Annotated in this window: 25 protein-coding genes and 1 pseudogene; 12 read left to right on the forward strand and 14 right to left on the reverse strand. The window is 45.3% G+C overall.

Annotated features, from left to right (window positions below; genetic code table 11):
• Positions 1-11: 11 nt before the first annotated feature.
• From lplJ to lcfB, 3 genes are all read left to right on the forward strand, one after another.
• Positions 12-1,007: a lipoate--protein ligase LplJ gene (lplJ, locus tag NYE56_RS05110; protein WP_014479356.1), complete on the forward strand. Its 996-nt coding sequence runs from the start codon at positions 12-14 to the stop codon at positions 1,005-1,007.
• Positions 1,008-1,071: 64 nt separating this feature from the next.
• Positions 1,072-1,716, forward strand: a complete 645-nt coding sequence (locus tag NYE56_RS05115) for an SDR family oxidoreductase (protein WP_341283552.1) — start codon at positions 1,072-1,074, stop codon at positions 1,714-1,716.
• 117 nt (positions 1,717-1,833) lie between these two features.
• Positions 1,834-3,375 carry a long-chain-fatty-acid--CoA ligase LcfB gene (gene lcfB / locus NYE56_RS05120; protein ID WP_341283553.1) on the forward strand — a complete coding sequence of 514 codons (1,542 nt, stop codon included), beginning with the start codon at positions 1,834-1,836 and terminating at the stop codon, positions 3,373-3,375.
• Between the two features lie 38 nt (positions 3,376-3,413).
• On the opposite strand, the gene NYE56_RS05125 is transcribed toward lcfB, so the two are convergent.
• On the reverse strand, positions 3,414-3,809 hold the full coding sequence (locus tag NYE56_RS05125; protein ID WP_003245187.1) for a hypothetical protein: 396 nt from the start codon (positions 3,807-3,809) through the stop codon (positions 3,414-3,416).
• A gap of 148 nt (positions 3,810-3,957) precedes the next feature.
• Here NYE56_RS05125 and NYE56_RS05130 point away from each other — a divergent pair, with 148 nt between their 5' ends.
• Positions 3,958-5,238, forward strand: coding sequence for a M48 family metallopeptidase (locus NYE56_RS05130; protein ID WP_341283554.1), 1,281 nt, complete (start codon positions 3,958-3,960; stop codon positions 5,236-5,238).
• A gap of 38 nt (positions 5,239-5,276) precedes the next feature.
• On the opposite strand, the gene aprE is transcribed toward NYE56_RS05130, so the two are convergent.
• Positions 5,277-6,422 (reverse strand): subtilisin AprE, encoded by a 1,146-nt coding sequence (aprE, locus tag NYE56_RS05135; protein WP_029726299.1) that lies wholly within the window; start codon positions 6,420-6,422, stop codon positions 5,277-5,279.
• Between the two features lie 433 nt (positions 6,423-6,855).
• Between aprE and NYE56_RS05140 the strand changes: the two genes are divergently transcribed.
• The 3 genes from NYE56_RS05140 (at position 6,856) to NYE56_RS05150 (ending at position 9,557) form a co-directional block, all read left to right on the forward strand.
• Complete coding sequence (locus NYE56_RS05140) at positions 6,856-7,305, forward strand: GNAT family N-acetyltransferase (protein WP_015252428.1); 450 nt, start codon at positions 6,856-6,858, stop codon at positions 7,303-7,305.
• Positions 7,306-7,376: 71 nt separating this feature from the next.
• Positions 7,377-8,369: an NADPH:quinone oxidoreductase family protein gene (locus tag NYE56_RS05145; RefSeq protein WP_003233163.1), complete on the forward strand. Its 993-nt coding sequence runs from the start codon at positions 7,377-7,379 to the stop codon at positions 8,367-8,369.
• Between the two features lie 216 nt (positions 8,370-8,585).
• Entirely contained in the window at positions 8,586-9,557 is a 972-nt protein-coding gene (locus tag NYE56_RS05150; protein ID WP_003233159.1) for an ABC transporter substrate-binding protein, read from the forward strand.
• A 31-nt stretch (positions 9,558-9,588) separates the two neighbouring features.
• Here NYE56_RS05150 and phoE read toward each other — a convergent pair whose 3' ends face one another.
• The 7 genes and pseudogenes from phoE to NYE56_RS05180 all read right to left on the reverse strand — a co-directional run bounded on the left by phoE (position 9,589) and on the right by NYE56_RS05180 (position 16,439).
• Entirely contained in the window at positions 9,589-10,170 is a 582-nt protein-coding gene (gene phoE / locus NYE56_RS05155) for a phosphatase PhoE (RefSeq protein WP_003233157.1), read from the reverse strand.
• 70 nt (positions 10,171-10,240) lie between these two features.
• Positions 10,241-11,335 carry an acetyl-CoA C-acyltransferase gene (locus NYE56_RS05160; RefSeq protein ID WP_341283555.1) on the reverse strand — a complete coding sequence of 365 codons (1,095 nt, stop codon included), beginning with the start codon at positions 11,333-11,335 and terminating at the stop codon, positions 10,241-10,243.
• Positions 11,332-12,771: an acyl-CoA synthetase gene (locus NYE56_RS05165; protein WP_341283556.1), complete on the reverse strand. Its 1,440-nt coding sequence runs from the start codon at positions 12,769-12,771 to the stop codon at positions 11,332-11,334. Before NYE56_RS05165 ends, NYE56_RS05160 begins: the two co-directional genes overlap by 4 nt.
• Positions 12,772-12,777: 6 nt before the next feature.
• On the reverse strand, positions 12,778-13,338 hold the full coding sequence (locus NYE56_RS05170) for a biotin transporter BioY (RefSeq protein WP_003233151.1): 561 nt from the start codon (positions 13,336-13,338) through the stop codon (positions 12,778-12,780).
• Between the two features lie 134 nt (positions 13,339-13,472).
• Positions 13,473-13,988: a methyl-accepting chemotaxis protein gene (locus NYE56_RS21305; protein ID WP_445684729.1), complete on the reverse strand. Its 516-nt coding sequence runs from the start codon at positions 13,986-13,988 to the stop codon at positions 13,473-13,475.
• Positions 13,989-14,228: 240 nt separating this feature from the next.
• Positions 14,229-14,855 (reverse strand): annotated as a pseudogene (locus NYE56_RS21310) (protoglobin domain-containing protein); the annotation flags it as partial.
• A 54-nt stretch (positions 14,856-14,909) separates the two neighbouring features.
• Positions 14,910-16,439 carry an FAD-dependent oxidoreductase gene (locus NYE56_RS05180; protein ID WP_335449105.1) on the reverse strand — a complete coding sequence of 510 codons (1,530 nt, stop codon included), beginning with the start codon at positions 16,437-16,439 and terminating at the stop codon, positions 14,910-14,912.
• A gap of 111 nt (positions 16,440-16,550) precedes the next feature.
• Between NYE56_RS05180 and NYE56_RS05185 the strand changes: the two genes are divergently transcribed.
• The gene (locus NYE56_RS05185) at positions 16,551-17,408 is read left to right on the forward strand and encodes an SDR family oxidoreductase (RefSeq protein ID WP_341283558.1); all 858 of its coding nucleotides are present in this window, start codon (positions 16,551-16,553) and stop codon (positions 17,406-17,408) included.
• 27 nt (positions 17,409-17,435) lie between these two features.
• Here the strand turns inward: NYE56_RS05185 and NYE56_RS05190 are convergent, their stop codons facing one another.
• Positions 17,436-17,669 (reverse strand): IDEAL domain-containing protein, encoded by a 234-nt coding sequence (locus NYE56_RS05190; RefSeq protein ID WP_003233142.1) that lies wholly within the window; start codon positions 17,667-17,669, stop codon positions 17,436-17,438.
• A gap of 292 nt (positions 17,670-17,961) precedes the next feature.
• On the opposite strand from NYE56_RS05190, the gene comK reads away from it, so the two are divergent.
• Positions 17,962-18,540: a competence transcription factor ComK gene (gene comK / locus NYE56_RS05195; RefSeq protein ID WP_003245329.1), complete on the forward strand. Its 579-nt coding sequence runs from the start codon at positions 17,962-17,964 to the stop codon at positions 18,538-18,540.
• 45 nt (positions 18,541-18,585) lie between these two features.
• Here comK and NYE56_RS05200 read toward each other — a convergent pair whose 3' ends face one another.
• The gene (locus NYE56_RS05200; protein ID WP_341283559.1) at positions 18,586-19,485 is read right to left on the reverse strand and encodes an SDR family oxidoreductase; all 900 of its coding nucleotides are present in this window, start codon (positions 19,483-19,485) and stop codon (positions 18,586-18,588) included.
• A 216-nt stretch (positions 19,486-19,701) separates the two neighbouring features.
• On the opposite strand from NYE56_RS05200, the gene NYE56_RS05205 reads away from it, so the two are divergent.
• The gene (locus tag NYE56_RS05205; protein WP_003224373.1) at positions 19,702-19,971 is read left to right on the forward strand and encodes an excalibur calcium-binding domain-containing protein; all 270 of its coding nucleotides are present in this window, start codon (positions 19,702-19,704) and stop codon (positions 19,969-19,971) included.
• A gap of 42 nt (positions 19,972-20,013) precedes the next feature.
• Here the strand turns inward: NYE56_RS05205 and NYE56_RS05210 are convergent, their stop codons facing one another.
• From NYE56_RS05210 to NYE56_RS05220, 3 genes are all read right to left on the reverse strand, one after another.
• The gene (locus NYE56_RS05210; protein WP_341283560.1) at positions 20,014-21,483 is read right to left on the reverse strand and encodes a sodium:solute symporter family protein; all 1,470 of its coding nucleotides are present in this window, start codon (positions 21,481-21,483) and stop codon (positions 20,014-20,016) included.
• A complete protein-coding gene (locus NYE56_RS05215; protein ID WP_341283561.1) occupies positions 21,480-21,680 on the reverse strand; it encodes a DUF3311 domain-containing protein in 201 nt (66 codons plus the stop codon). The genes NYE56_RS05210 and NYE56_RS05215 overlap by 4 nt, the downstream gene beginning before the upstream one ends.
• A gap of 207 nt (positions 21,681-21,887) precedes the next feature.
• Entirely contained in the window at positions 21,888-22,250 is a 363-nt protein-coding gene (locus NYE56_RS05220; RefSeq protein ID WP_268554870.1) for a hypothetical protein, read from the reverse strand.
• Between the two features lie 151 nt (positions 22,251-22,401).
• On the opposite strand from NYE56_RS05220, the gene NYE56_RS05225 reads away from it, so the two are divergent.
• Complete coding sequence (locus NYE56_RS05225; protein WP_341283562.1) at positions 22,402-23,025, forward strand: TVP38/TMEM64 family protein; 624 nt, start codon at positions 22,402-22,404, stop codon at positions 23,023-23,025.
• A 1-nt stretch (position 23,026) separates the two neighbouring features.
• Positions 23,027-23,533, forward strand: coding sequence for a signal peptidase I (gene lepB, locus NYE56_RS05230; RefSeq protein WP_003233128.1), 507 nt, complete (start codon positions 23,027-23,029; stop codon positions 23,531-23,533).
• Positions 23,534-23,689: the final 156 nt, after the last annotated feature.

The following is a 23,689-nucleotide window of genomic DNA, read 5'->3' on the forward strand; positions in this document are numbered from 1 at the left end:
GGAGGAGCACCATGTTATTTATAGACAATCAAAATATCAATGATCCGCGGATTAATCTTGCTATCGAGGAGTACTGTGTAAAGCATTTAGACCCTGAACAGCAATATTTGCTCTTTTATGTGAATCAACCGTCTATTATCATTGGGAAAAACCAAAATACAATAGAAGAAATCAATACAAAATATGTTGAGGAAAACGGGATTATCGTCGTCCGCCGTTTATCAGGCGGGGGCGCTGTGTACCATGATCTGGGGAACTTGAACTTCAGCTTTATTACCAAGGATGACGGGGACAGCTTTCATAACTTTAAAAAATTCACTGAGCCGGTGATTCAGGCGTTACATCAGCTTGGGGTTGAAGCGGAATTAAGCGGCCGGAACGACATTGTAGTGGATGGCCGGAAAATATCCGGAAACGCTCAGTTTGCAACGAAAGGCCGTATTTTCAGCCACGGCACCCTCATGTTTGATTCAGCTATAGATCATGTTGTATCAGCATTAAAGGTGAAAAAGGATAAAATTGAATCAAAAGGCATCAAATCGATCAGAAGCCGAGTGGCAAACATCAGTGAGTTTCTCGATGATAAAATGACCACCGAAGAATTCCGCAGCCATTTGCTTCGCCATATTTTTAACACAAACGACATTGGAAACGTGCCGGAGTATAAACTGACGGAAAAAGATTGGGAGACCATTCATCAAATTTCGAAAGAGCGCTATCAGAATTGGGATTGGAACTACGGCCGCTCGCCGAAATTTAACCTTAATCATTCGAAACGTTATCCGGTTGGATCGATCGATTTGCGCCTGGAGGTCAAGAAAGGCAAAATCGAGGACTGCAAAATCTTCGGAGATTTCTTTGGTGTCGGTGATGTATCTGAAATTGAAAACCTGCTGGTCGGAAAACAATACGAACGCAGCGTCATCGCTGATGTGCTCGAAGGTGTGAATCTCAAGCATTACTTTGGGAACATTACGAAAGAGGATTTCCTTGATCTGATTTATTAAGGCAAAACACATCGTTTGAAAGAGCGGTTGTGTTTTTGAAATAATGGAGGCAGGAGGGATTCACATGAAAGTGTTTTTAATCGGAGCGAACGGACAAATCGGGCAAAGACTCGTCTCTTTATTCCAAGATAATCCTGATCATTCCATCAGAGCGATGGTCAGAAAAGAAGAACAGAAAGCGTCTCTTGAAGCTGCCGGTGCAGAAGCTGTGCTTGCGAATCTGGAGGGCAGCCCGGAAGAAATCGCCGCTGCGGCAAAAGGTTGTGACGCGATCATTTTCACAGCCGGTTCCGGCGGCAGCACAGGTTATGATAAAACGCTGCTGGTGGATCTCGATGGAGCGGCAAAAGCCATTGAAGCTGCGGACATTGCCGGAATCAAACGGTTTATTATGGTCAGCGCCCTGCAAGCCCATCACCGTGAAAATTGGAATGAGGCACTCAAGCCTTATTATGTGGCCAAGCATTATGCTGATAAAATTCTGGAAGCGAGCGGTTTAACCTATACGATTATCCGTCCGGGAGGCCTTCGCAATGAGCCTGGAACGGGAACTGTTTCAGCAGCGAAGGATCTGGAGCGGGGATTTATTTCTCGTGATGACGTTGCAAAAACGGTCATTGCCTCTTTAGATGAGAAGAATACGGAAAATCGGGCCTTTGATCTGACAGCAGGAGATACGCCGATTGCCGAAGCATTGAAGAAACTATGACAGTACTGACACTCAGGGCTTTTTGCTCTTGAGTGTTTTTTTCAGTTTCTCTATAATGGAGGAGAAAGCTTGGCTTCAATAATGAATGACTATTCATTCACTTTAAGGGGTGGGAGAATGAATCTTGTTTCAAAATTGGAAGGAACAGCATCTGAGAAGCCCGACAGCATCGCATGCAGGTTTAAAAATCACATGATGACGTATCAAGAGCTGAATGAACATATTCAGCGATTTGCGGACGGCCTTCAGGAAGCCGGTATGGAGAAAGGGGACCATCTAGCTTTGCTGCTTGGCAATTCGCCTGATTTTATCATCGCGTTTTTTGGCGCTTTAAAAGCTGGGATCGTGGTTGTTCCCATCAATCCGTTGTACACGCCGACAGAAATTGGTTATATGCTGACAAATGGCGATGTAAAGGCGATCGTGGGCGTTAGCCAGCTTTTGCCGCTTTATGAGAGCATGCATGAGTCGCTGCCAAAGGTTGAGCTCGTCATTTTATGCCAGACGGGGGAGACCGAGCCGGAAGCTGCGGACCCAGAGGTCAGGATGAAAATGACAACGTTTGCAAAAATATTGCGGCCGACATCTGCCGCTAAACAAAACCAAGAACTTGTCCCTGATGATACCGCGGTTATTTTATATACGTCAGGAACGACTGGAAAACCGAAAGGCGCGATGCTGACTCATCAGAATTTGTACAGCAATGCCAACGATGTCGCAGGCTATTTGGGAATGGATGAGAGGGACAATGTGGTCTGCGCTCTTCCCATGTTTCACGTGTTTTGTTTAACTGTCTGTATGAATGCACCGCTGATGAGCGGCGCAACTGTCTTGATTGAGCCTCAATTCAGTCCGGCATCTGTTTTTAAGCTTGTTAAGCAGCAGCAGGCGACCATTTTTGCCGGTGTGCCTACAATGTATAACTACTTGTTTCAGCATGAAAACGGAAAGAAAGATGATTTTTCTTCGATCCGGCTGTGCATTTCGGGAGGCGCGGCCATGCCAGTCGCGTTGCTGACGGCGTTTGAAGAAAAATTCGGTGTTACCATCTTGGAAGGCTACGGGCTCTCGGAAGCATCACCCGTCACGTGCTTTAACCCATTTGACAGGGGCAGAAAACCGGGCTCCATCGGGACAAGTATCTTACATGTCGAAAACAAGGTCGTAGATCCGCTCGGACGCGAGCTGCCCGCTCACCAGGTCGGCGAATTGATCGTGAAAGGCCCCAATGTGATGAAGGGCTATTATAAAATGCCGATGGAAACAGAACATGCATTAAAAGACGGGTGGCTTTATACGGGGGACTTGGCAAGACGGGATGAGGACGGCTATTTTTACATTGTTGACCGGAAAAAAGACATGATCATTGTAGGAGGATACAATGTGTATCCGCGGGAGGTGGAGGAGGTGCTGTACAGCCATCCGGACGTCAAGGAGGCGGTTGTCATCGGCGTGCCGGACCCCCAAAGCGGGGAAGCGGTAAAGGGATATGTGGTGCCGAAACGCTCTGGGGTAACAGAAGAGGATATCATGCAGCACTGTGAAAAGCATCTGGCAAAGTACAAGCGGCCTGCTGCCATTACGTTTCTTGACGATATTCCGAAAAATGCGACGGGGAAAATGCTCAGACGGGCACTGAGAGATATTTTGCCCCAATAAAATGAAAAAGCGAAGCGGTTAGCTTCGCTTTTTCATTTTCAATCCTTTGCTTCTTTTTTAATAATATTTAGCAGCGCCTTTGTATCATTTTTGCTTAATTTGTAGTATGTGCCATCCTTCAAAAAAACGGCTTGCTGGCTTCCGTCAATCCATAGTCTGAATGAGTCATACCGGTCTTTATGAAACTTGATTGTCCCTTCGTAATCAGGGGCTGATGTTTTTTCTGTCTTCACCTGTTTTCCCTGATTCATAATATCCAGCATATCTTTGACGTGCTGTCTTTTTTCAATCTCGATATCTTCCTGGCCGCTTGAAGACAGTGTGATCAAATCCGCGTCTACCGATTGATACACATCGCCTGATCGGCTGTAAAGATAAAAAAATGCTATAAACACAAGACCGATTACCACGATGGCTGCCACTATTTTTTTCATTTGCATCACTCCAAACATTGTTAGTTTTCCCAGCGATCGGGCTTTCCATGCTTAAAAGGGTGGAAAAGTGCGGAACACAGCTTGGTTCTAAGAATTTGAATTTATGATTACAATAGAAGTAACGGGTTGATGTGAGGAGTGAGGCGTTATGCGCAAGTGGATTGCGGCAGCAGGACTTGCTTACGTGCTGTACGGGCTGTTTTTTTATTGGTATTTTTTCCTGTCGGGTGATTCCGCAATACCGGAAGCCGTGAAAGGGACGCAGGCTGATCCGGCTTCCTTCATGAAGCCGTCTGAGCTGGCAGTGGCCGAGCAGTATTCGAATGTCAAGAATTTTTTGTTTTTTATCGGGGTACCACTTGATTGGTTTCTGTTTTTTGTTCTGCTGGTCAGCGGTGTTTCAAAGAAAATCAAGAAATGGATGGAAGCGGCCGTGCCTTTTCGGTTTTTGCAGACCGTTGGTTTTGTGTTTGTGCTTTCGCTGGTTACAACATTGGTGACGCTGCCTTTAGATTGGATAGGCTATCAAGTATCGCTTGACTATAACATTTCCACACAGACAACGGCCAGCTGGGCTAAGGATCAGGTTATCAGCTTTTGGATCAGCTTTCCAATCTTTACGCTTTGCGTTCTCGTTTTTTATTGGCTGATCAAAAGGCATGAAAAAAAATGGTGGTTATACGCCTGGCTGTTAACAGTGCCGTTTTCGCTTTTTCTGTTTTTTATTCAGCCGGTCATTATCGATCCTTTATACAATGAATTTTATCCGCTTAAAAACAAAGAGCTTGAAAGCAAAATTTTAGAGCTGGCAGATGAAGCCAATATTCCGGCTGATCATGTATATGAAGTGAACATGTCAGAAAAAACAAATGCGCTGAATGCCTATGTTACAGGAATTGGGGCCAATAAACGGATTGTATTGTGGGATACGACACTGAACAAACTTGACGATTCAGAAATCCTGTTTATTATGGGCCACGAAATGGGCCATTATGTCATGAAGCACGTTTACATCGGTCTGGCTGGTTATTTGCTCGTGTCACTCGCCGGATTTTATGTCATTGATAAGCTTTACAAGCGGACGGTTCGCCTAACCCGCAGCATGTTTCATTTAGAAGGGCGGCATGATCTTGCGGCACTTCCGCTGTTATTGCTTTTGTTTTCTGTTTTGAGCTTTGCGGTTACGCCTTTTTCTAATGCTGTCTCGCGTTATCAGGAGAATAAGGCTGACCAGTATGGGATCGAGTTGACAGAGAACAGAGAAGCCGCTGTTAAAACGTTTCAGGATTTGGCCGTGACGGGGCTGAGCCAGGTTGATCCTCCGGTGCTTGTGAAGATTTTCAGAGGCAGCCATCCGTCGATCATGGAACGGATTCAACATGCGGAGAAAGAAGAGAATGCGCCGGAACATCAGGATGCTGACAAATAAAAAGAAGCAGGTATGGAGGAACCTGCTTCTTTTTGCTATTATTGTGCAGCTGCTTGTACGTTGATTAACCCTTTTCCATAGTAGAAAGAGTTTCCAAGATATGTTGCAGTGCTTTCTAAACGATCACGGACTTGCGCGTTTGTCCAAGTCGGATGCTTAGAAAGAATTAGCGCTGCTGCTCCGGCAACGTGAGGAGTCGCCATTGACGTTCCGTTGTAAGCACCGTAAGTGCCTCCAGGAAGTGTGCTTTGGATGGATACGCCAGGAGCCATCACATCAAGCTCGGAACCTGCGCTTGAGAATGAAGCTCTTTGGTTGCTGCTGTTTACCGCACCTACCGCAATAGTAGAAGGATATTTTGCAGGGTAGCCGACTGTGCTTGAGCTTCCGGACGAACCTTCGTTTCCGGCAGCGGCAGCAACGACGATACCGCTGGAAACGGCTTTGTCAACGACTGTTTTCAGCGCTGTAGAACCAGTAGGTCCGCCAAGGCTCATGTTGATAACATCCATATTGTTGGAAATGGCCCACTCAATGCCGTTAATAATCCAGCTATATTGGCCGCTTCCTGTTGAATCAAGCACTTTTACTGCATATAATGATGCGCTTGGCGCTACGCCCAGAACACCGATTGAGTTATTAAGAGCGGCAATCGTACCGGCTACATGCGTACCGTGGGAACTGCCGTCCTGGTATGGGTTTGTTTCAGAAGGTACGAAGCTTGCTCCGCCTCTGACGTTTAAGTCAGGATGAGAAGAGTCAATACCGCTGTCGATAACAGCTACTTTTACGTTAGAGCCTGTGTAGCCTTGAGAGTGAAGAGCCGGTGCTTTAATTTGAGAAATGCCATAAGGAACAGATTGCGCATATTCATGTGCAATATGATCTTCTTCCACATATGCAACGCTCGGATCTTTTTTCAGTTCTTTTACAGCTTTTTCATCCAATGTTGCTGCGGCCGCGTTAACATACTTAAATTGCTTTTGAACCTTTCCGCCTTTTTCAGAAATAACATCCTTTTTCTTGGCGGAACTCATGGCACTCATTGTCTGTTTAAATCCGACAATGTATTTCTTTTCTGTACTGCTTTTTCCGGCAGCCTGCGCAGACATGTTGCTGAACGCCATCGTAAAGATTAATGTTAACGCAAACAACAAGCTGATCCACAATTTTTTGCTTCTCACTCTTTACCCTCTCCTTTTAAAAAATTCAGAGTAGACTTACTTAAAAGACTATTCTGTGAATTTATTGTAATAGATGGAATAATATTTTAGTAGACCCATTTTTTTGAGATGATTTTATCTCTATTTAGGTATATCATCTCTCGCTATTTCCGTAGAGACTCGAAATAACTATTTTCATACAGAAAAGAACGAAAATAGACATGAGTAAATGTTCATTATGCTGAAATGTCATGCTTTTTTAGGTTAAATGCTCCTGAGTCCCGGCAAATTCCTGTCGAAAAAATTCGTTCAAATGACCTGCATATGCTTCCGTGAGAACAATGGATATTATCGTGATATTTTTTCAAAACATGATGATAAAAGTATTCTGAAAAATAAACTTTACAGAAAAGGGATAGAATAAAAAAATTATTGAGAGGGAGGAAGAAATGAGATGAACATTCGCCAAGCAAAGACATCAGATGCGGCCGCCATTGCGCCGTTGTTTAACCAATATCGGGAATTTTATAGACAGGCATCCGATTTGCAAGGGGCAGAGGCTTTTTTGAAAGCTCGTTTGGAAAATCACGAGTCTGTTATTTTGATAGCAGAAGAAAATGGAGAATTCATAGGCTTTACCCAGCTCTATCCAACGTTTTCTTCTGTGTCAATGAAAAGGATCTACATATTAAATGACTTATTTGTCGTTCCTCATGCGCGTACAAAGGGAGCCGGCGGCCGGCTGCTTTCTGCCGCAAAGGATTATGCAGAGGAAAACGGGGCAAAATGTTTAACACTTCAGACTGAGCACCACAACCGGAAGGCAAGAAGCTTGTATGAGCAAAACGGCTATGAAGAGGATACCGGATTTGTCCATTATTGTCTCAATGTGCCGGCGAAATGAAAGCTGCGGCTTGATGATTTGGTTTTTTGAACGTTCTTCGGTTACGATAGAAATGAAAAGGAGTGTGCCGAATGTCAACGTTATTTCAAGCATTGCAGGCAGAAAAAAATGCCGATGATGTTTCAGTCCATGTGAAAACCATATCAACAGAGGATTTGCCGAAGGATGGTGTCCTGATTAAAGTTGCTTATTCCGGCATTAATTACAAAGATGGTCTGGCCGGAAAAGCAGGAGGCAATATCGTCAGAGAGTATCCGCTTATTTTAGGCATTGATGCTGCGGGTACGGTCGTCTCTTCCAATGATCCGCGTTTTGCGGAGGGGGATGAGGTGATCGCGACAAGCTATGAGCTCGGTGTCTCCCGTGATGGCGGATTAAGTGAATACGCTTCGGTGCCTGGTGACTGGCTGGTGCCTTTGCCACAGAATCTATCGTTAAAAGAAGCGATGGTGTACGGAACGGCGGGATTTACTGCGGCGTTATCAGTGCATCGGCTTGAACAGAACGGTCTGTCTCCGGAAAAAGGCAGCGTGCTAGTCACAGGAGCAACCGGCGGTGTCGGCGGTATTGCGGTATCGATGCTGAACAAGCGGGGCTATGATGTGGTGGCAAGCACCGGAAACCGGGAGGCGGCTGATTATTTGAAACAGCTCGGTGCAAGCGAAGTAATCAGCAGGGAAGATGTCTATGACGGAACGCTTAAGGCGCTGTCCAAGCAGCAATGGCAGGGAGCGGTTGATCCAGTCGGCGGAAAACAGCTTGCCTCGCTTTTAAGCAAAATTCAATACGGCGGATCTGTCGCAGTGAGCGGCTTAACCGGCGGAGGAGAAGTTCCGGCAACGGTGTATCCTTTTATTCTTCGCGGAGTAAGCCTGCTCGGAATCGATTCAGTATACTGTCCGATGGACGTCAGAGCCGCTGTTTGGGAGCGCATGTCTTCTGATCTCAAGCCTGATCAGCTGCTGACCATCGTGGACAGGGAAGTATCATTGGAAGAAACGCCGGGTGCGTTAAAAGATATTTTGCAAAATCGCATTCAAGGAAGAGTGATTGTGAAGCTTTAACAGGATCAGCTTGCAGAGAATGTTATTTTTCTGCAAGCTTTTTTGTGGACAGGATGATCAGCTGCTGAACTGCTGTGTCGTGAAACAAGATTTTCCTGTAAGCCGAACTTTCTCTTCTCATTTTAAAAATAATTGGTGATAATGATTCTCATTCCGTGTTATACTACTCTTGGACATCTTAACCATTGAAACTACCAACAGGAGAGACTGGAACATATGAAAAAAACACTGATTATTCTTACAGTTTTACTTCTTTCTGTCTTAACGGCTGCTTGCTCGTCTTCAAGCGGCAATCAAAACAGTAAAGAACATAAAGTGGCGGTAACACATGATTTAGGGAAGACAAATGTGCCTGAGCATCCGAAGCGGGTTGTTGTTCTTGAGCTAGGTTTTATTGATACACTGCTTGATCTCGGCATTACGCCTGTCGGGGTTGCCGATGACAACAAAGCGAAGCAGCTGATCAACAAGGATGTGCTGAAGAAAATTGACGGCTACACATCTGTCGGCACTCGCTCACAGCCAAGCATGGAAAAAATCGCTTCATTAAAACCCGATTTAATTATTGCTGACACGACCCGGCATAAGAAGGTGTACGATCAGCTGAAAAAAATAGCGCCGACGATTGCGCTTAATAATTTAAATGCTGATTATCAGGATACAATTGACGCTTCACTTACGATTGCAAAAGCAGTCGGCAAGGAGAAGGAAATGGAGAAAAAGCTGACGGCGCATGAAGAAAAGCTTAGCGAGACAAAGCAGAAAATCAGCGCGAACAGCCAGTCCGTGCTTTTGATCGGAAATACAAATGATACGATTATGGCCAGGGATGAAAACTTCTTTACATCAAGACTTTTAACACAGGTCGGCTATCGATATGCAATCAGTACGTCAGGCAATAGCGATTCAAGCAATGGCGGCGACTCTGTGAATATGAAAATGACACTGGAGCAGCTGCTGAAAACAGATCCGGATGTGATCATCCTGATGACAGGAAAAACAGATGACCTCGACGCCGACGGTAAACGCCCGATCGAAAAGAATGTCCTTTGGAAAAAACTGAAGGCAGTGAAAAACGGGCATGTATACCACGTGGACCGTGCGGTGTGGTCTCTGCGCCGCAGTGTAGACGGGGCGAATGCCATTTTGGACGAGCTTCAAAAAGAGATGCCGGCTGCTAAGAAATAAAAGAAAAGACAGGCAAACGCCTGTCTTTTTCTTATTTGATAAAGCCGGATAAGTGGCTGTTGATATTATAGTCTTTTATCCGCCATTTTTCTTCTGCAAATTCAATGTTGCTGAGGCAGGCGTTGACGAGACGGGTGCTTTGAAGCTCCGGGTCACCGCCGGATATTTCCGTCAGCAGGGCGTGAATTGCCGCACCGTGCGCCACGATCAGCACCTTCTTGTTTGGATACGCCTGGTTCACTTTTGCCAAACCGCCCATCAGTCTGTCAGTGAGTTCTTCTAAGGTTTCCATATTCGGATAGATGTTATCCGGATAGCGCTTTGTCCGTTCCTCCAGCGGCATGCCCTCCGCGTCGCCGTAATCGCGCTCCTTAAAATCATCCATCTCGACTATCGGAAGATGCAGATATTCATTAATAATTTCCGCGGTTCTTTTCGCTCTTTTCAGCGGGCTCGTCACAATAATATCCCAAGAAAAGTCCTTTACATATTCTCCGGTTTCTCTTGCTTGGCGTTCACCTGTTGCGTTTAGCGGGATATCGGTTTTGCCTTGGCATTTTTGCTGCAGGTTCCAATCGGTTTCTCCATGTCTTACTAAACAAACGGCTGTCATAAAATCCCCTTCCTGACTTTATTCATATCGCTATTATACTAAATCGAAAGCGTGTGTCCTATGAAAAAGCCTATGCAAGAACTTCAAATAATAAAGCCAGCCCGATTCCGCCGCCGCTTCCGATGGCTGCAACCACATATTGACAGTCTGTCCGTCTTTTCGCTTCATAAAACAATCTGGTTACCAGAGCTGCACCTGATGCACCGTATGGATGGCCAAGAGCTAATGCGCCGCCGCGCACATTGATTTTTGAAAAGGGAATGCCGAGTTCTTGCGAGCAGACATAAATTTTGACGGCAAAGGCTTCATTGATTTCAAATAAATCGATATCATCAGGTGTTACATCGTGTGTATGTAAGAGGTTACGGATCGCATCAACCGGTGCCGCGGGCGGATAGTTGGGGTGAGTGCCGCTGACAGCGCTGCCGATAAACCGAAGCACAGGCTTAAGTCCGAGGGCTGCCGCTTTTTCTTCGTCCATTACCAAAAGAGCGGCTGCTCCGTCTGCTATGCCGCTGCTGTTGGCTGCTGTGACTGTTCCGGAGCTGGTGTCGAAAACCGGCTTTGCGCGGGGAATAATCGCTTTTATCGGACGTGTTTTCAAAAATGCTTCGTCTGTCTCCAATTCCCCGAGAGCAACAATTTCTTCACGGTAAAATCCTTCATCATGCGCGTTCCTGCTGCGTTGATGGCTGAGAAGCGCGTACTCATCCTGCATGCTTCGGCTGATGGAATAGCGTGCCGCCGTATATTCTGCTGCGATGCCCATGTCTGGATCGCCGATGGCATCTGGAGAAAAGCGGGCCCGTTCTGAAAAAGGGGATTGGCTGCTGCTTTCTGAGCCGCCCGCGATATACATCGTGCCGGCTCCCGCTTGAATTAGGCTGCAGGCATAGCGCACAGCTTCAAGGCCGGAGCCGCACTGTCTGTCAATTGTCATTCCGGGAACCGATAAAGGCAGTCCGGCTTGAAGGGCTGACAGTCTGGCGAGGTTGCCGCCTCTGCCAGTAGCGTTTCCGAGAATGACCTCGTCAACTTGATCCTCTAGCTTTCGGCTGAGACAGCGGATGATGGGAGCCGCCAAATCCTCCGGCAGGAAGGGCTTCAGCAGTCCGTTTTGATTTCCAAAGATCGTTCGTTTTGCATCAACAATAACCGCATTCATTTATACTGTACACTCTCTTCCAGCCATTTTTTCACTCTGGAACGGGCAATTTTTCCGCTGCTCGTTTCCGGCAAGCTGTCTGCAAACACCCATTTTTTCGGAATTTTATAGGAGGCTAATTTCTGTTTACACCAGGCTTTCAGTGTTCTGGCATTAGCGTTTCCAAGAATGACAGCTACAGCGATTTCTCCCCAATACTCGTTGGGAATGCCAACGACAGCCGCGCTTTCAACCTCTGGGCAGGCGAGAAGCACACGTTCAATTTCTTCTGGGAAAATATTTAATCCTCCGTACACGATCATCCCGTTTTCTCTTCCTGATATGTATAGAAAGCCCTCTTCATCAACGTAGCCCATATCATCCACTGTCATCCATTCATCTGGTGTGCTGCCGTTCACATAGCCGGAAAACCTCATCGGGCTTTTGACAAATATTTTTCCGATTTCTCCTGGCTGGCAGCGTTCTCCTCCAGCATTGCGGATTTCGATCCGGACATTATGAAAAGGGCGGCCCGCTGAATGCGGCTTCCGTTTGCTGTCTTCCGGTGAAGAAAACGTCACAAAACTAAGCTCCGATGTGCCGTAAAAATCGTACAGCTTGAGATGAGGCCATGCAGCGGCAAGCTTCTCCTTGGATTCTGCCGGCCAGTCTGCGCCGGATGAAATGATTTTGACGGGACTGTCGGGAAAACCCTCAATCCTTGTGAGGGCGTCTGTCATCGTCGGTACGGTATAGAGAACACTGATGGATTCACGGCTCAGCCATTCCTTCGTTTGAGCAGGGGAGAACTTTTTCAGTAAACAAACGGTTCCTCCGAGAAACAAAGTGCTGACTGCCCCGTATAAGAAGTGAGAGGACATTAACGTCCCGGGAATCAATACCGTGTCATTTGATGAAATCGAAAAATCTGTTTCTGTACAGGTAAAGCTCTCTATCCATGAGCGGTGAGATCGCGTAAAGGCCTTCGGTTTTCCTGTCGAGCCCGACGTAAATCCCATATAAAAAGGGTGCTCCGGATCAATGGTAGGCAAGGGATCAGCGGCTGATTCAGAAATATCTGCCATACAGTTATCCAGCAAAACAACAGGTGTCTGGCTATCTGTCAGTTTGTTTTTGAAAAAGGCTAAAGTAACCACAAGATCCGCATTGCTTATGGACAGCCGCTCCTTGCATTCAGCCGCGCTCCAGCGTGTGTCGATGGGAATGGCCGTGCATCCAGCCGCTGCGGCTCCGGCAAACAGCTGTAAAAACGCCACACTATTTGGGAGCAGGAATGCCACACGATTCGGCATGCTCGGCTGTGACCGCAGCCAATTTGCGGTTTGAGAGACAAGCCGATCCCAATCCTGGTACGTGATTTGCTCCGATTCAGTCTGGATCGCTACACGGCCGGGCGATGTTGCGGCAATAGATGAATAGGTATGAGTAATTGTCATGTAGTGTCATCCTCCTTTTGTAAACATCGTATCAGAAAGAGACAAGGCTTGAGTGATTTTTATCGCCAGAAATGCAGATACAGCCGCTTTTATCAAATCACCAGGCACATATGCAAGGCTCATGAAGGCGGCCTGTGACAAATCAATATGCATGATAAAAGCTTGTACCGGTATACCAAGCAGATAAATAAAGATGATGCCGAATACGATATGAGTGAAAAAGAGACGCAATACTGTCACCTTCCGCAGCCTGTTAGCGGCTAAACTGATCAGCCATGAAGCGAGGGGATAAGCAATCAAAAAGCCTGCGCTCGGTCCGAAAAAAACGCCAAAACCGCCTCGTCCGCCGGGCAACAGCGGCGCTCCGAAGGCGACGAGCAGCAAAAAGACAAGCTGGCTTAAGAAAGCAGACTTTGGCCTGAGGATGCTGCCTGCCAGCATGACACCAAGCGTTTGCAATGTAATCGGAACAGGTGTAAAGGATAAGAAGAGAGGGGGCATAAAGCCGAGCACTGCCATCAGTGCGGTGAAAATCGCAATATGCATCATGTCGATTAATTTCAGCATGTGAAATCCTCCAAACAGTAATCAAATATGGTTATACAATAAATGCAGGCAATTATTATGTCAACTGATTTTTAATTTAAGTTTACATAATGAACGCAAAAAAACCGGCCGTATCGCAGACCGGTTTTTGATGGTTATTCTTCTGTCAGGATGACAAGCGAATCAACGGAAGCGGTCACATGGGAAACGGCGCGGCTGACTTCCTGAAGCCCTCCAAGAAAGGCCTGCAGATCGACATCGATTTTGCCTGATTGCTCTTTGCTGATTTTCATGCTGTGGACGATTTCATCGAATAAGCGGTTAATTTGCGTCATTTTTTCTTTACTTTCGCTGACTAGCTCATTCACGTCTTTGATATGCTTCGATACAATGTTGATTTGTGTATTCGTATTGTTCACAAGCTCAGAAACAGTAGAGACGGTTTTTTTCGTATCCTCAGAAAGCTTCCGCACTTCATTTGCCACGACAGCAAAGCCTTTGCCGTGTTCTCCGGCGCGGGCGGATTCAATAGATGCATTGAGCGAGAGAAGGTTTGTTTGTTCAGCTATGCCTGTGACGATGCCGAAGATTTTTTCAATTTGCTGCGCGATTTCATCCAGCTTGACCATTTCTTTTTCGATTTGGACAAGGCTTGTGTCAATTTTGTTCATCTGTTTTTGCTGGACTTCTAGCTCTTTTTTTCCGCCGATCGACTTTTCTTCAACAGTGCTGGATGTTACAGTGCCGGCTTTGGATGCTTGAGAAATGCCCTCAGATTTGTCCACAAGCTCTTGAACTGATCTGCTTGTTTCTGAAAACAGATTGGCAATCGATCCAGAGGTTTCTTGAATTTTCTGATGAAGAAGGTTTTTCTTTTCTTCTTGTTCATCACGGGTCTGGTTGTACTCGCTTTGAAACGCTTCAAGGACAAGCTGCTGTTCTAAGTTCAAGATTTTTGTTGTTGCTTTAATGGCTTTTAGCAGTTCTTGCTGATTTGTAATGGACGCTTCATAAATGTCAATCATTGACAAAAGAAGCTCTTGAAACGCACCCATATACCATTTTGGCAAAAGGCCGATTCTTAAATGGATGGAGGCGATTCGGTTACGCTTTTCAATGAATTCATCATCGATAACGCCTGCAAACATTTCCTGAATATGCCGTTTTAACGTTTGTTTTAAGCGGTCAACTGAGCTGTGATCATTAATGATATCCATCAATGAGCTTTCATGGTCAAGGTTTTTATAAAACGCATCAACGATATTTACGATATTTTCTTGAATGAGTGGCTGAAGCTGCTCTAACACGTAAAGCTCAGCATCTCCCAACCTGACCATTTTGAGCTGTTTTTTGACATCTGCATGTTTGTTTGTGAGCTGAATGCGGTTTTTTTGCTGTCTGTTTGAATCTGAAAAGTAAGCTGTTTCTTGTTTTCTGTCTTTTTTAAATAACAATACAATGATCCCCCTTGGGAAAAATATAATTTTTACTTTTTGGCTTTTTAAGCCTTTTTCTTTTTTATCGGCCAAGGGAAACATGAATGAAGCTGCAGATGAAAAATATTTGAAAAACCGTTCATTAAAATGAACGGTTTAATCGAGATCTATTTGTTTTAATGGTTTAATGGCCGGACCCTCTACAACTTCGCCAGATGGCTTAAAGCGTGATCCGTGGCACGGACAATCCCACGTATGCTCACTGTCATTCCACTCGACCTCGCAGCCTAAATGGGTACAAGTCGTATCAACGAGATGGAGGCAGCCTGTCTCATCCCGAAATGCTCCCGCTCGCCTGCCGTTTATGGTGACGGCTTTCCCTTCTCCTGGCGAAATGTCTTCAAATTGGACATCAGGCTTTTCAAGCTTTCCTTTAATCAAATGCTTGGCGACATCGGCATTGTAGGAAATCACTTTCTGCAACCCGGGATTCAGATGGAAACGGGACGGAGTGAAAATGCTTTCGTATGGATTGTCTTTTTTCTCCACAAGGTCTGACAATAGAGTGGCTGCGACTGCTGAGGACGTCATGCCCCATTTTTTGAACCCGGTCGCTACTAGAATATTGTCCTCATTTTCCGACATCGGCCCGATAAACGGGATTTTGTCGATCGTCACTAGATCTTGGGTGGACCAATAATATGGAATGCTTTCGATGCCGATGGTGCTTTCGGCCAGTTGTCTTAGTGTTTCATAATGTGTAGACATGGCTTTTCCCTGGCCTGTTTTATGGCTTACTCCGCTGAAGAGAATCAGCTTTTCACCGTTTACAACCGTATAGCGGAGCGCCACTGACGGCTGATCGATACTCAAATACATGCCCTCGGGATACTCGATCTTCGGCTTGATGGCAAGGACATAAGATCTGTCGGAGTACATTCTCGCAGCATATAATCCGCCTCCGTCATAAAAAGGGAAGTGGGAACAGCATATGATAAAGCGGCTCTTAATGGCGTGCCGGCTTTTTGTTACCACTTCGGGCCTTTCGCCTTTTTTGATATCAAGCGCAACGGACTCTTCATAAATTCGGCCGCCTTTTTGAACAATTTGCTCCAGAAGCGCTTTTAAGTATTGAAGCGGATGAAATTGAGCTTGATTCTTCATGACAAGCGCCAGCTTAGAACCTAAGGGAATTGGAAGATCCTTGATAAGGTCTCTCTCAATTCCCAGCTTTGTGTATGCCTCATGCTCGGTGCGGATTTTTTGAACAGCGTTTTCATTTGCCGTATAAAGATATGCGTCTTGCTCGATCCATTCGCAATCAATTTGATGTTCATCCACAATGCCTTTTATGTAATCAATTGCGTTTTGGTTTGCTTCATAATAAAGCCTCGCATGGTTTAATCCGAAATTGCGGATAAATTCGTCGTATATCATGTCATGCTGTGCGGTAACTTTAGCAGTTGTATGCGCAGTGGTTCCGTTAAGAACCTGATTTGCTTCAATCAAAACGACACGGAAGCCTCTCTTCGTAAGTTCATATGCCGTTGTGATTCCCGTAATCCCGCCTCCGATAATGGTGACGTCACATTCAGTGTCCTCTTGAAGTGCAGGAAAAGAAGGCAGGTCAGTTGATGTTTTCCAGTATGTTTCAGGTGCTTCCTTTGCAAAATGTTGATTAGCCAAGCCGTTATACCTCCAATCAGATTTATTCTTAATTTTTCCATATTCTATCTTTTCATACATAGGAAGCAGGCATTGTTCATAACATAATAAGGTTGAAAAGGAGTGATTTCATTGGCGAATCAAAAAAAGAAAACATTACCGCCTCAGCACCAGAACCAGCAGCCTGGTTTTGAATATCTGATGGACCCGCGTCCGGTTTTTAATAAGCCGAAGAAAGCGAAAAAATTAGAGGGCAAAACCGCTATTATTACTGGAGGAGACAGCGGGATTGGACGCGCTGTCTCGGTGTTATTCGCAAAAGAAGGGGCTAATGTGGTCATTGTGTATTTGAATGAACATCAGGACGCCGAGGAAACAAAGCAGTATGTAGAAAAGGAAGGAGTAAAATGCCTGCTGATTGCAGGAGATGTCGGGGATGAAGCGTTTTGCAATGATGTGGTCGGGCAGGCAAGCCAAGTGTTTCCATCCATTGATATATTGGTTAACAATGCAGCTGAGCAGCATGTCCAGCCCAGCATTGAAAAAATCACCAGTCACCAGCTGATCAGAACCTTCCAAACAAACATTTTTTCCATGTTTTACTTAACAAAGGCAGTGCTGCCTCATTTAAAAAAAGGGAGCTCTATTATTAATACCGCCTCAATTACCGCCTATAAAGGCAATAAAACGCTGATCGATTATTCAGCGACAAAAGGCGCGATCGTTACGTTTACAAGGTCCCTTTCCCAGTCGCTTGTTCAGCAGGGCATACGGGTCAACGCAGTGGCACCGGGTCCCATTTGGACACCGCTTATCCCGGCCAGCTTTGCCGCAAAAGACGTGGAAGTGTTTGGTTCAGACGTGCCGATGGAACGCCCGGGACAGCCGGTCGAAGTGGCGCCAAGCTATCTATACCTTGCCAGCGACGATTCCACATACGTCACAGGGCAGACGATTCACGTCAATGGCGGAACAATTGTGAACGGATAATAAAAAGCCAATCCTTGAAGGATTGGCTTATTCGCTCTGCTTGAGCGCTGCATATTCTTTAGAGAGCGTAAGAAACGCATCTTTATCTTTTTCGTCCAAGGCTTTGTTAATTTGGTCCGTCAGCATGGCAAGCCGACGGTTATACAAGGATTCATCGAGCACCATTTGAATGTAAATATCCGTCATTGTGACATCGAATTCTTTTGTTTTTTGCGTGTTGCGGGACTTCATGAGCTCAGTGTACGATTTTTTCTCTTTCATAAAGAATCCCCCCAATGCCTTTTTTATAGTATATGGATAACGGTCGAAAAAATCAATAAATTTTTATAATTTTTAGACAACTAATACTTGGCAATCTATCGACATATCCTGCAAAATGCCGTAAACCGGCAAGTCTTATGAAAGTAAAATCGGTTTATTACTAGTCATTTAGTACCATTAAATATCATTAAAAGATGATTTTATCTTAAATGTTAAAAAAACCTGTCGTTTTACAAAAACAGATGATAGATTATTAGTATAAATTTTGCAGAAAAAGGATGGAGGCCATAATATGAGTCAGAAAACAGACGCACCTTTAGAATCGTATGAAGTGAACGGCGCAACAATTGCCGTGCTGCCAGAAGAAATAGACGGCAAAATCTGTTCCAAAATTATTGAAAAAGATTGCGTGTTTTATGTCAACATGAAGCCGCTGCAAATTGTCGACAGAAGCTGCCGATTTTTTGGATCAAGCTATGCGGGAAGAAAAGCAGGAACTTATGAAGTGACAAAAATTTCACACAAGCCGCCAATCATGGTGGACCCTTCGAACCAAATTTTTTTATTCCCTACACTTTCTTCGACAAGACCCCAATGCGGCTGGATTTCCCATGTGCATGTAAAAGAATTCAAAGCGACTGAATTCGACGATACGGAAGTGACGTTTTCGAATGGGAAAACGATGGAGCTGCCGATTTCCTATAATTCGTTCGAAAACCAGGTATACCGAACAGCGTGGCTCAGAACCAAATTCCAAGACAGAATCGACCACCGCGTTCCGAAAAGACAGGAATTTATGCTGTACCCGAAAGAAGAGCGGACGAAGATGATTTATGATTTTATTTTGCGTGAGCTCGGGGAACGGTATTAGAAAAATAGGAAGGAGCTGACCCACAGGGCAGCTCCTTTCATAAAGCTATGCCGTCGGAATTCCTCCGGTGATGCCATATACCTGAGATGTCACATAGCTTGAATTCTCTGAAGCTAGAAATACATAAACATCGGCCAATTCCACTGGCTGTCCAGCGCGATTTAATGGAGCTGGCGGCGTGCCTTGTCCGAATTTCGGGATGTTTTCCGTCGGCTGTCCGCCGGAAATTTGCAGCGGTGTCCAAATTGGTCCGGGCGCAACTGAATTTACTCTGATGCCTTTGGAAGCAAGCTGTTTTCCCAGTCCGACGGTAAAGCCGATAATGGCGTTTTTCGTTGCTGCGTAATCTAACAGCATCGGGCTTGGATTATAGCCTTCAACTGAGGTAGTTGTGATAATTGAAGCTCCCTCCGGCAAATACGGAAGCGCCGCTTTTACAACCCAGTAAAGGGAAAAGACGTTCACTTCAAAGGTTTTATAGATTTGTTCAGTAGGCAGATCTTCGATGTTTTCGACCGCTTGCTGTTTGCCTGCAACAAGTGCTAGCACATCAAGTCCGCCGAGTTCGTGATGCGACTGTTTGACTAGATCTTGGCAAAAGGATTCGTCGCTCAAGTCTCCGGGGATCAGCACTGCTTTTCGGCCTTCTGCTTCAATCAGTTCTTTTACCTCTTCAGCATCTGGCTGTTCCTCGGGCAAGTAGTTAATGGCCACATCGGCACCTTCTCTGGCGTAAGCAATTGCGGCAGCGCGGCCGATACCGGAATCGCCGCCCGTGACAAGCGCTTTTCGACCCGTTAGTTTACCTGATCCTTTGTAGCTTTTTTCTCCGCAATCAGGGACAGGCTTCATGTTCTTTTGCAGGCCTGGCGGTTCTTGATATTGTTCGGGAAATTCATCATGAAAAAATACTTTTATAGGATTCGTAAGATTTGAATCAGACATCAGCAACGCTCCTTTTCTGTTTGGTGTACATTCGTATGTGTACCCCTGAGCATAAGCAGAAAAACATGTTTTGGCAGTTTGAATAGTGAAGGAAAAAGAAAACAAGAAAAAACAAAGCCTTCTTCCATATTTATCTTGTCAAATAAGACTATATGAATTATGATAAATTCGAGCTATAAATCAACTAAATATTGGGTATTGGGAGAGTGAATCGTCATGAAAAAAGCGGCGGCGGTTTTGCTGTCACTCGGTCTCGTTTTCGGTTTTTCATACGGAGCTGACCATGTGGCGGAAGCCAAAACAAAGGTGAAGGTCTATAAGAACTGCAAGGAGTTAAACAAAGTATACAAAGGCGGAGTGGCTCGCACTTCGAAGGCGAAAAACAAAGGCGGAAAAACAAAGTACAAGCCTTACGTCTCTAAGGACCTTTATGATGCCAATAAAAAGAAAGACCGCGATAAAGATCTTATCGCCTGTGAACGGTAAATAAGAAAAAGCAATCTGGTGTCCAGATTGCTTTTTTTATGCTTATGCAGCCTGATCGGCCGCAGCGCTTTTCGCCTTCCTTGTCATAAGGCTGACTGCCATCATGACCGAGATATTCAAAAGCAGGGCAACGATGCCAACATTCAGGTCTTTTGCGGCTTGCGGCAGCGCCGGAAATAAAGTGCCGATCGTCGTTTCCGTCATTGTAATATAAGTAACTGCTCCGACACCTGCAATAATGCCGGCGAAGGCTCCTTGCTTTGTCACCATATTATGCTTGAACAGGCTGAACAAAAGGGCGGGGAATAGCTGTGTGACAAGGCTGTAGCCCATCAAAAGCAACGTAACGATGGTATTCCCGCCTTTGAAGGTAAAATACACTGAAATCAACGCAATCACCGGCACTAAAAACTTAGCAAGAGCCGATACCTGCTGTTCTGTCGTGCGGGGCGCGATTACCTTGTACACATTTTTTGCAAACAGCGTGGAGGCGGACATTAAGATCATAGACCCTGGCACAAGTGCTGTCAGCAGTCCGGCAGCACCGATAATTCCGACAAACCAAGGGTCAAATGTTTGCAGAGACAGTCTCAAAAGCGACAGATCCCCGTCTGCGCCTTTCAGATCTGGAACTTGCAGGATAGCCGCAAAGCCGACGAAAAGGACAAAGAGCAGGACCAGCTGGTACAAAGGCATGATGATGGCGTTTTTACGAAACACTTTTGGATTTTCAGCTGAATACGAGGCGGAAAACGTGTGAGGCCACATGTAAAACCCGAGCGCTGTCAAGAGTACGGTTGAACTGAACCACGCCGCACTTTGTCCCGATTCGGGGAGCGTAAGAAAGCCAGGCTTTGCCGTTTCAATCTGCTGAAACATGTCTTGAAATCCGCCGTAGTAATGAATTGGCAAATACACACCTAAAAACAGAACGACAACCAGAATCATGATGTCCTTCACAACCGATATCCAGGCAGACCCGTGAATGCCTGAAACCATAACATAAACCGTGATGGAAACAGCGCCGATCCAGATGGCGGCGGTCGGGGTGATTTTGCCGTACGAGGTTTCCGATACAATCAGCCCGAGGCCTTTCAGCTGCAGTACAAGATAGGGAATGAGTGCGGCGATGCCGACCAGTGAAACGAGAATGCCAAGCAGCGGACTGTTGTATTTTTTTGTGAAAAAATCAGACTGCGACATCAGTTTATGCTGTTTCGCGTACGTCCAAACTGCTGGAAGAAGCCAGTAAGAAAGGATGTAGGCCAGACATCCGTAGGCGATGATATAAAAGGCTGGACCGCCTTTTCCGTAGGCCCAGCCGCTGCCGCCGAGAAACGTAAAAGTAGTATAAATTTCGCCTGCCATCAAAAGGAAGACGAAAACAGTTCCGAAGCCGCGCCCTCCGACCGTCCACTGCTCCAGGTTCATGTCTTTTCCTTTTTGGGCGCGTATACCGAGAAAAATACTCAAAAGCAGGACACCGAAAATGATGATGAGAGCTGCATTCATTCTGCTTCCTCCTTTTTATTTTCCTTGTCGAGGACATACACAATCGCCATCAGCGCAGAGGTCAAAAGAGCCCACATCACAATATAGGCAAGAATAAACGGCATGCCGAACACATAGGGGGTCATCTTATTTGCAAAAGGGATGCCGAGTAAGATTCCGATAAAGGGCAAAGCGGCAAGAACGTGAATCAGTTTCATAGAATCCTCCTTCTATTTAGGATTGGGGTGTACAAGCCCAAGCGTACTGAAAATGATGGCGCAGATATGGCAGCACATGTCATTTGTTGGCGTGAAAGGCTGTGGTTCGAATTATAAATAAATTTATTTTGTTTGTATAGTGTGAATTGTCTGAAATTAATGCTCTGAATCGCCCGAAGAGGGAACGGGCAGTATGATTCAAAAGGCTCAGAGTCTGTCTGGGGCAAATAGATAGTATGTTAATAATTCGCTGACCTGCTCACGGATTCGCGGATTAAAATAGCGGTGGTTTTCTTCATAACCGTCGATGACAAATACATAGAGCGTAAAGGCCTCATCGCGTTCCACCTCGCGGATCGCAATTTTCCTTTTCCTCAGTTCTTTTCTGACCTCCATCAAATCCTTTTGTGCTATTTTTAATGATTCGCCGATAAGCTGTTTATAAGGATGCTTCAATTTTAATGTGCTTTCTTCAATTCCGGCGAGATCACGGTTAAAAATCGTAATGGCCATGGGCAAAAAGAGAGCCCGTTCAATTAAATCGTATATTTCCTCCTGCAGATTTGGCATGTTGACTCCTTCTTTCTAAGGGAACGTTTGTTCTATTTGTATTCTATATCGGCTGGTGAAATGTTTCAAGACAGAAAAAATCACCAAAACTTTTTAGTTTTCTGCTGATAATGTGTAGAATAAGGATAGACAAACCCGGTAAGGAGTATAAATGTTGGAGCATTTTTTATCCTATTTGACACAAGAACATTTAACTGAATTATTTCAAAGCTATAGGGCTTTCGGTCCGCTCATTGCTGTGCTGCTGCCTTTAATTGAAGCATTTCTCCCGTTTTTGCCGCTGATCGTGTTTGTGGTGGCGAATACGAACTCGTTTGGCTTGTGGGAAGGATTCATCCTGTCCTGGGCGGGGTCAACTGCTGGTTCCATTCTCGTATTTTTAATTGTCCGTCAATACGGACAGAGAAAATTTCTTGGATTTATCCGCAGTCATCCGTCTGTCAGAAAGCTGATGTTATGGGTGGAAAGACACGGCTTCGGTCCCATGTTTCTTCTGCTTTGTTTTCCATTTACACCGTCAGCCGCGGTGAATGTTGTTGCCGGTTTGTCAAGGATCGGAACGCGGCCGTTTATTTTGGCGGCAGCCTCGGGGAAGCTTGTCATGATTTTTATGATCAGCTTCATCGGATATGATCTGCACGCGCTGATTACACAGCCGATTCGAACGGTCATCGCCGTATTGGTGATCACTGTCTTATGGTATGTCGGCAAAAAGGTGGAGCGGTATCTGCATGTAAGAGCCAGTCAGCGTGAGCATGATGGAGGGAGACAGTAACATGAAAAAACGGTTTTGGTTTCTTGCCGGTGTAGTGTCCGTTGTTCTCGCCATTCAGGTTAAAAATGCTGTCTTTATTGATTACAAGGTAGAAGGCGTCAGTATGAACCCGACTTTCCAGGAAGGAAACGAATTGTTGGTCAATAAATTTTCGCATCGATTTAAAACCATCCATCGTTTTGACATCGTCCTTTTTAAAGGCCCTGATCATAAAGTGCTGATTAAACGGGTAATCGGCTTGCCCGGTGAAACGATCAAATATAAAGATGATCAGCTGTATGTGAACGGAAAGCAGGTTGCTGAGCCATTTTTGAAGCATTTGAAATCTGTTTCTGCCGGCAGCCATGTAACGGGTGATTTTTCTTTGAAAGATGTGACGGGAACAAGCAAGGTGCCGAAAGGAAAATATTTTGTCGTTGGAGATAATCGCATATACAGCTTCGACAGCCGGCATTTTGGTCCGATAAGAGAAAAAAATATTGTCGGTGTGATTTCTGATGCCGAATAAAAAGACGCTAATGGAAGAGGCGTCTTTTTGTATGCCGTTTGGAAAAATGTGTTGAAGAAAAATTTGTAAGGAGCTATAATCAATATTGTTACCTGTGTAACAAAATTTAAATATTTTTTGATTAGAGGGCCGTTTTTATTGATTTTTGTTCGTTTT

It is taken from the genome of Bacillus sp. FSL R5-0603 (assembly GCF_038050295.1).
GTDB lineage: Bacteria > Bacillota > Bacilli > Bacillales > Bacillaceae > Bacillus > Bacillus subtilis.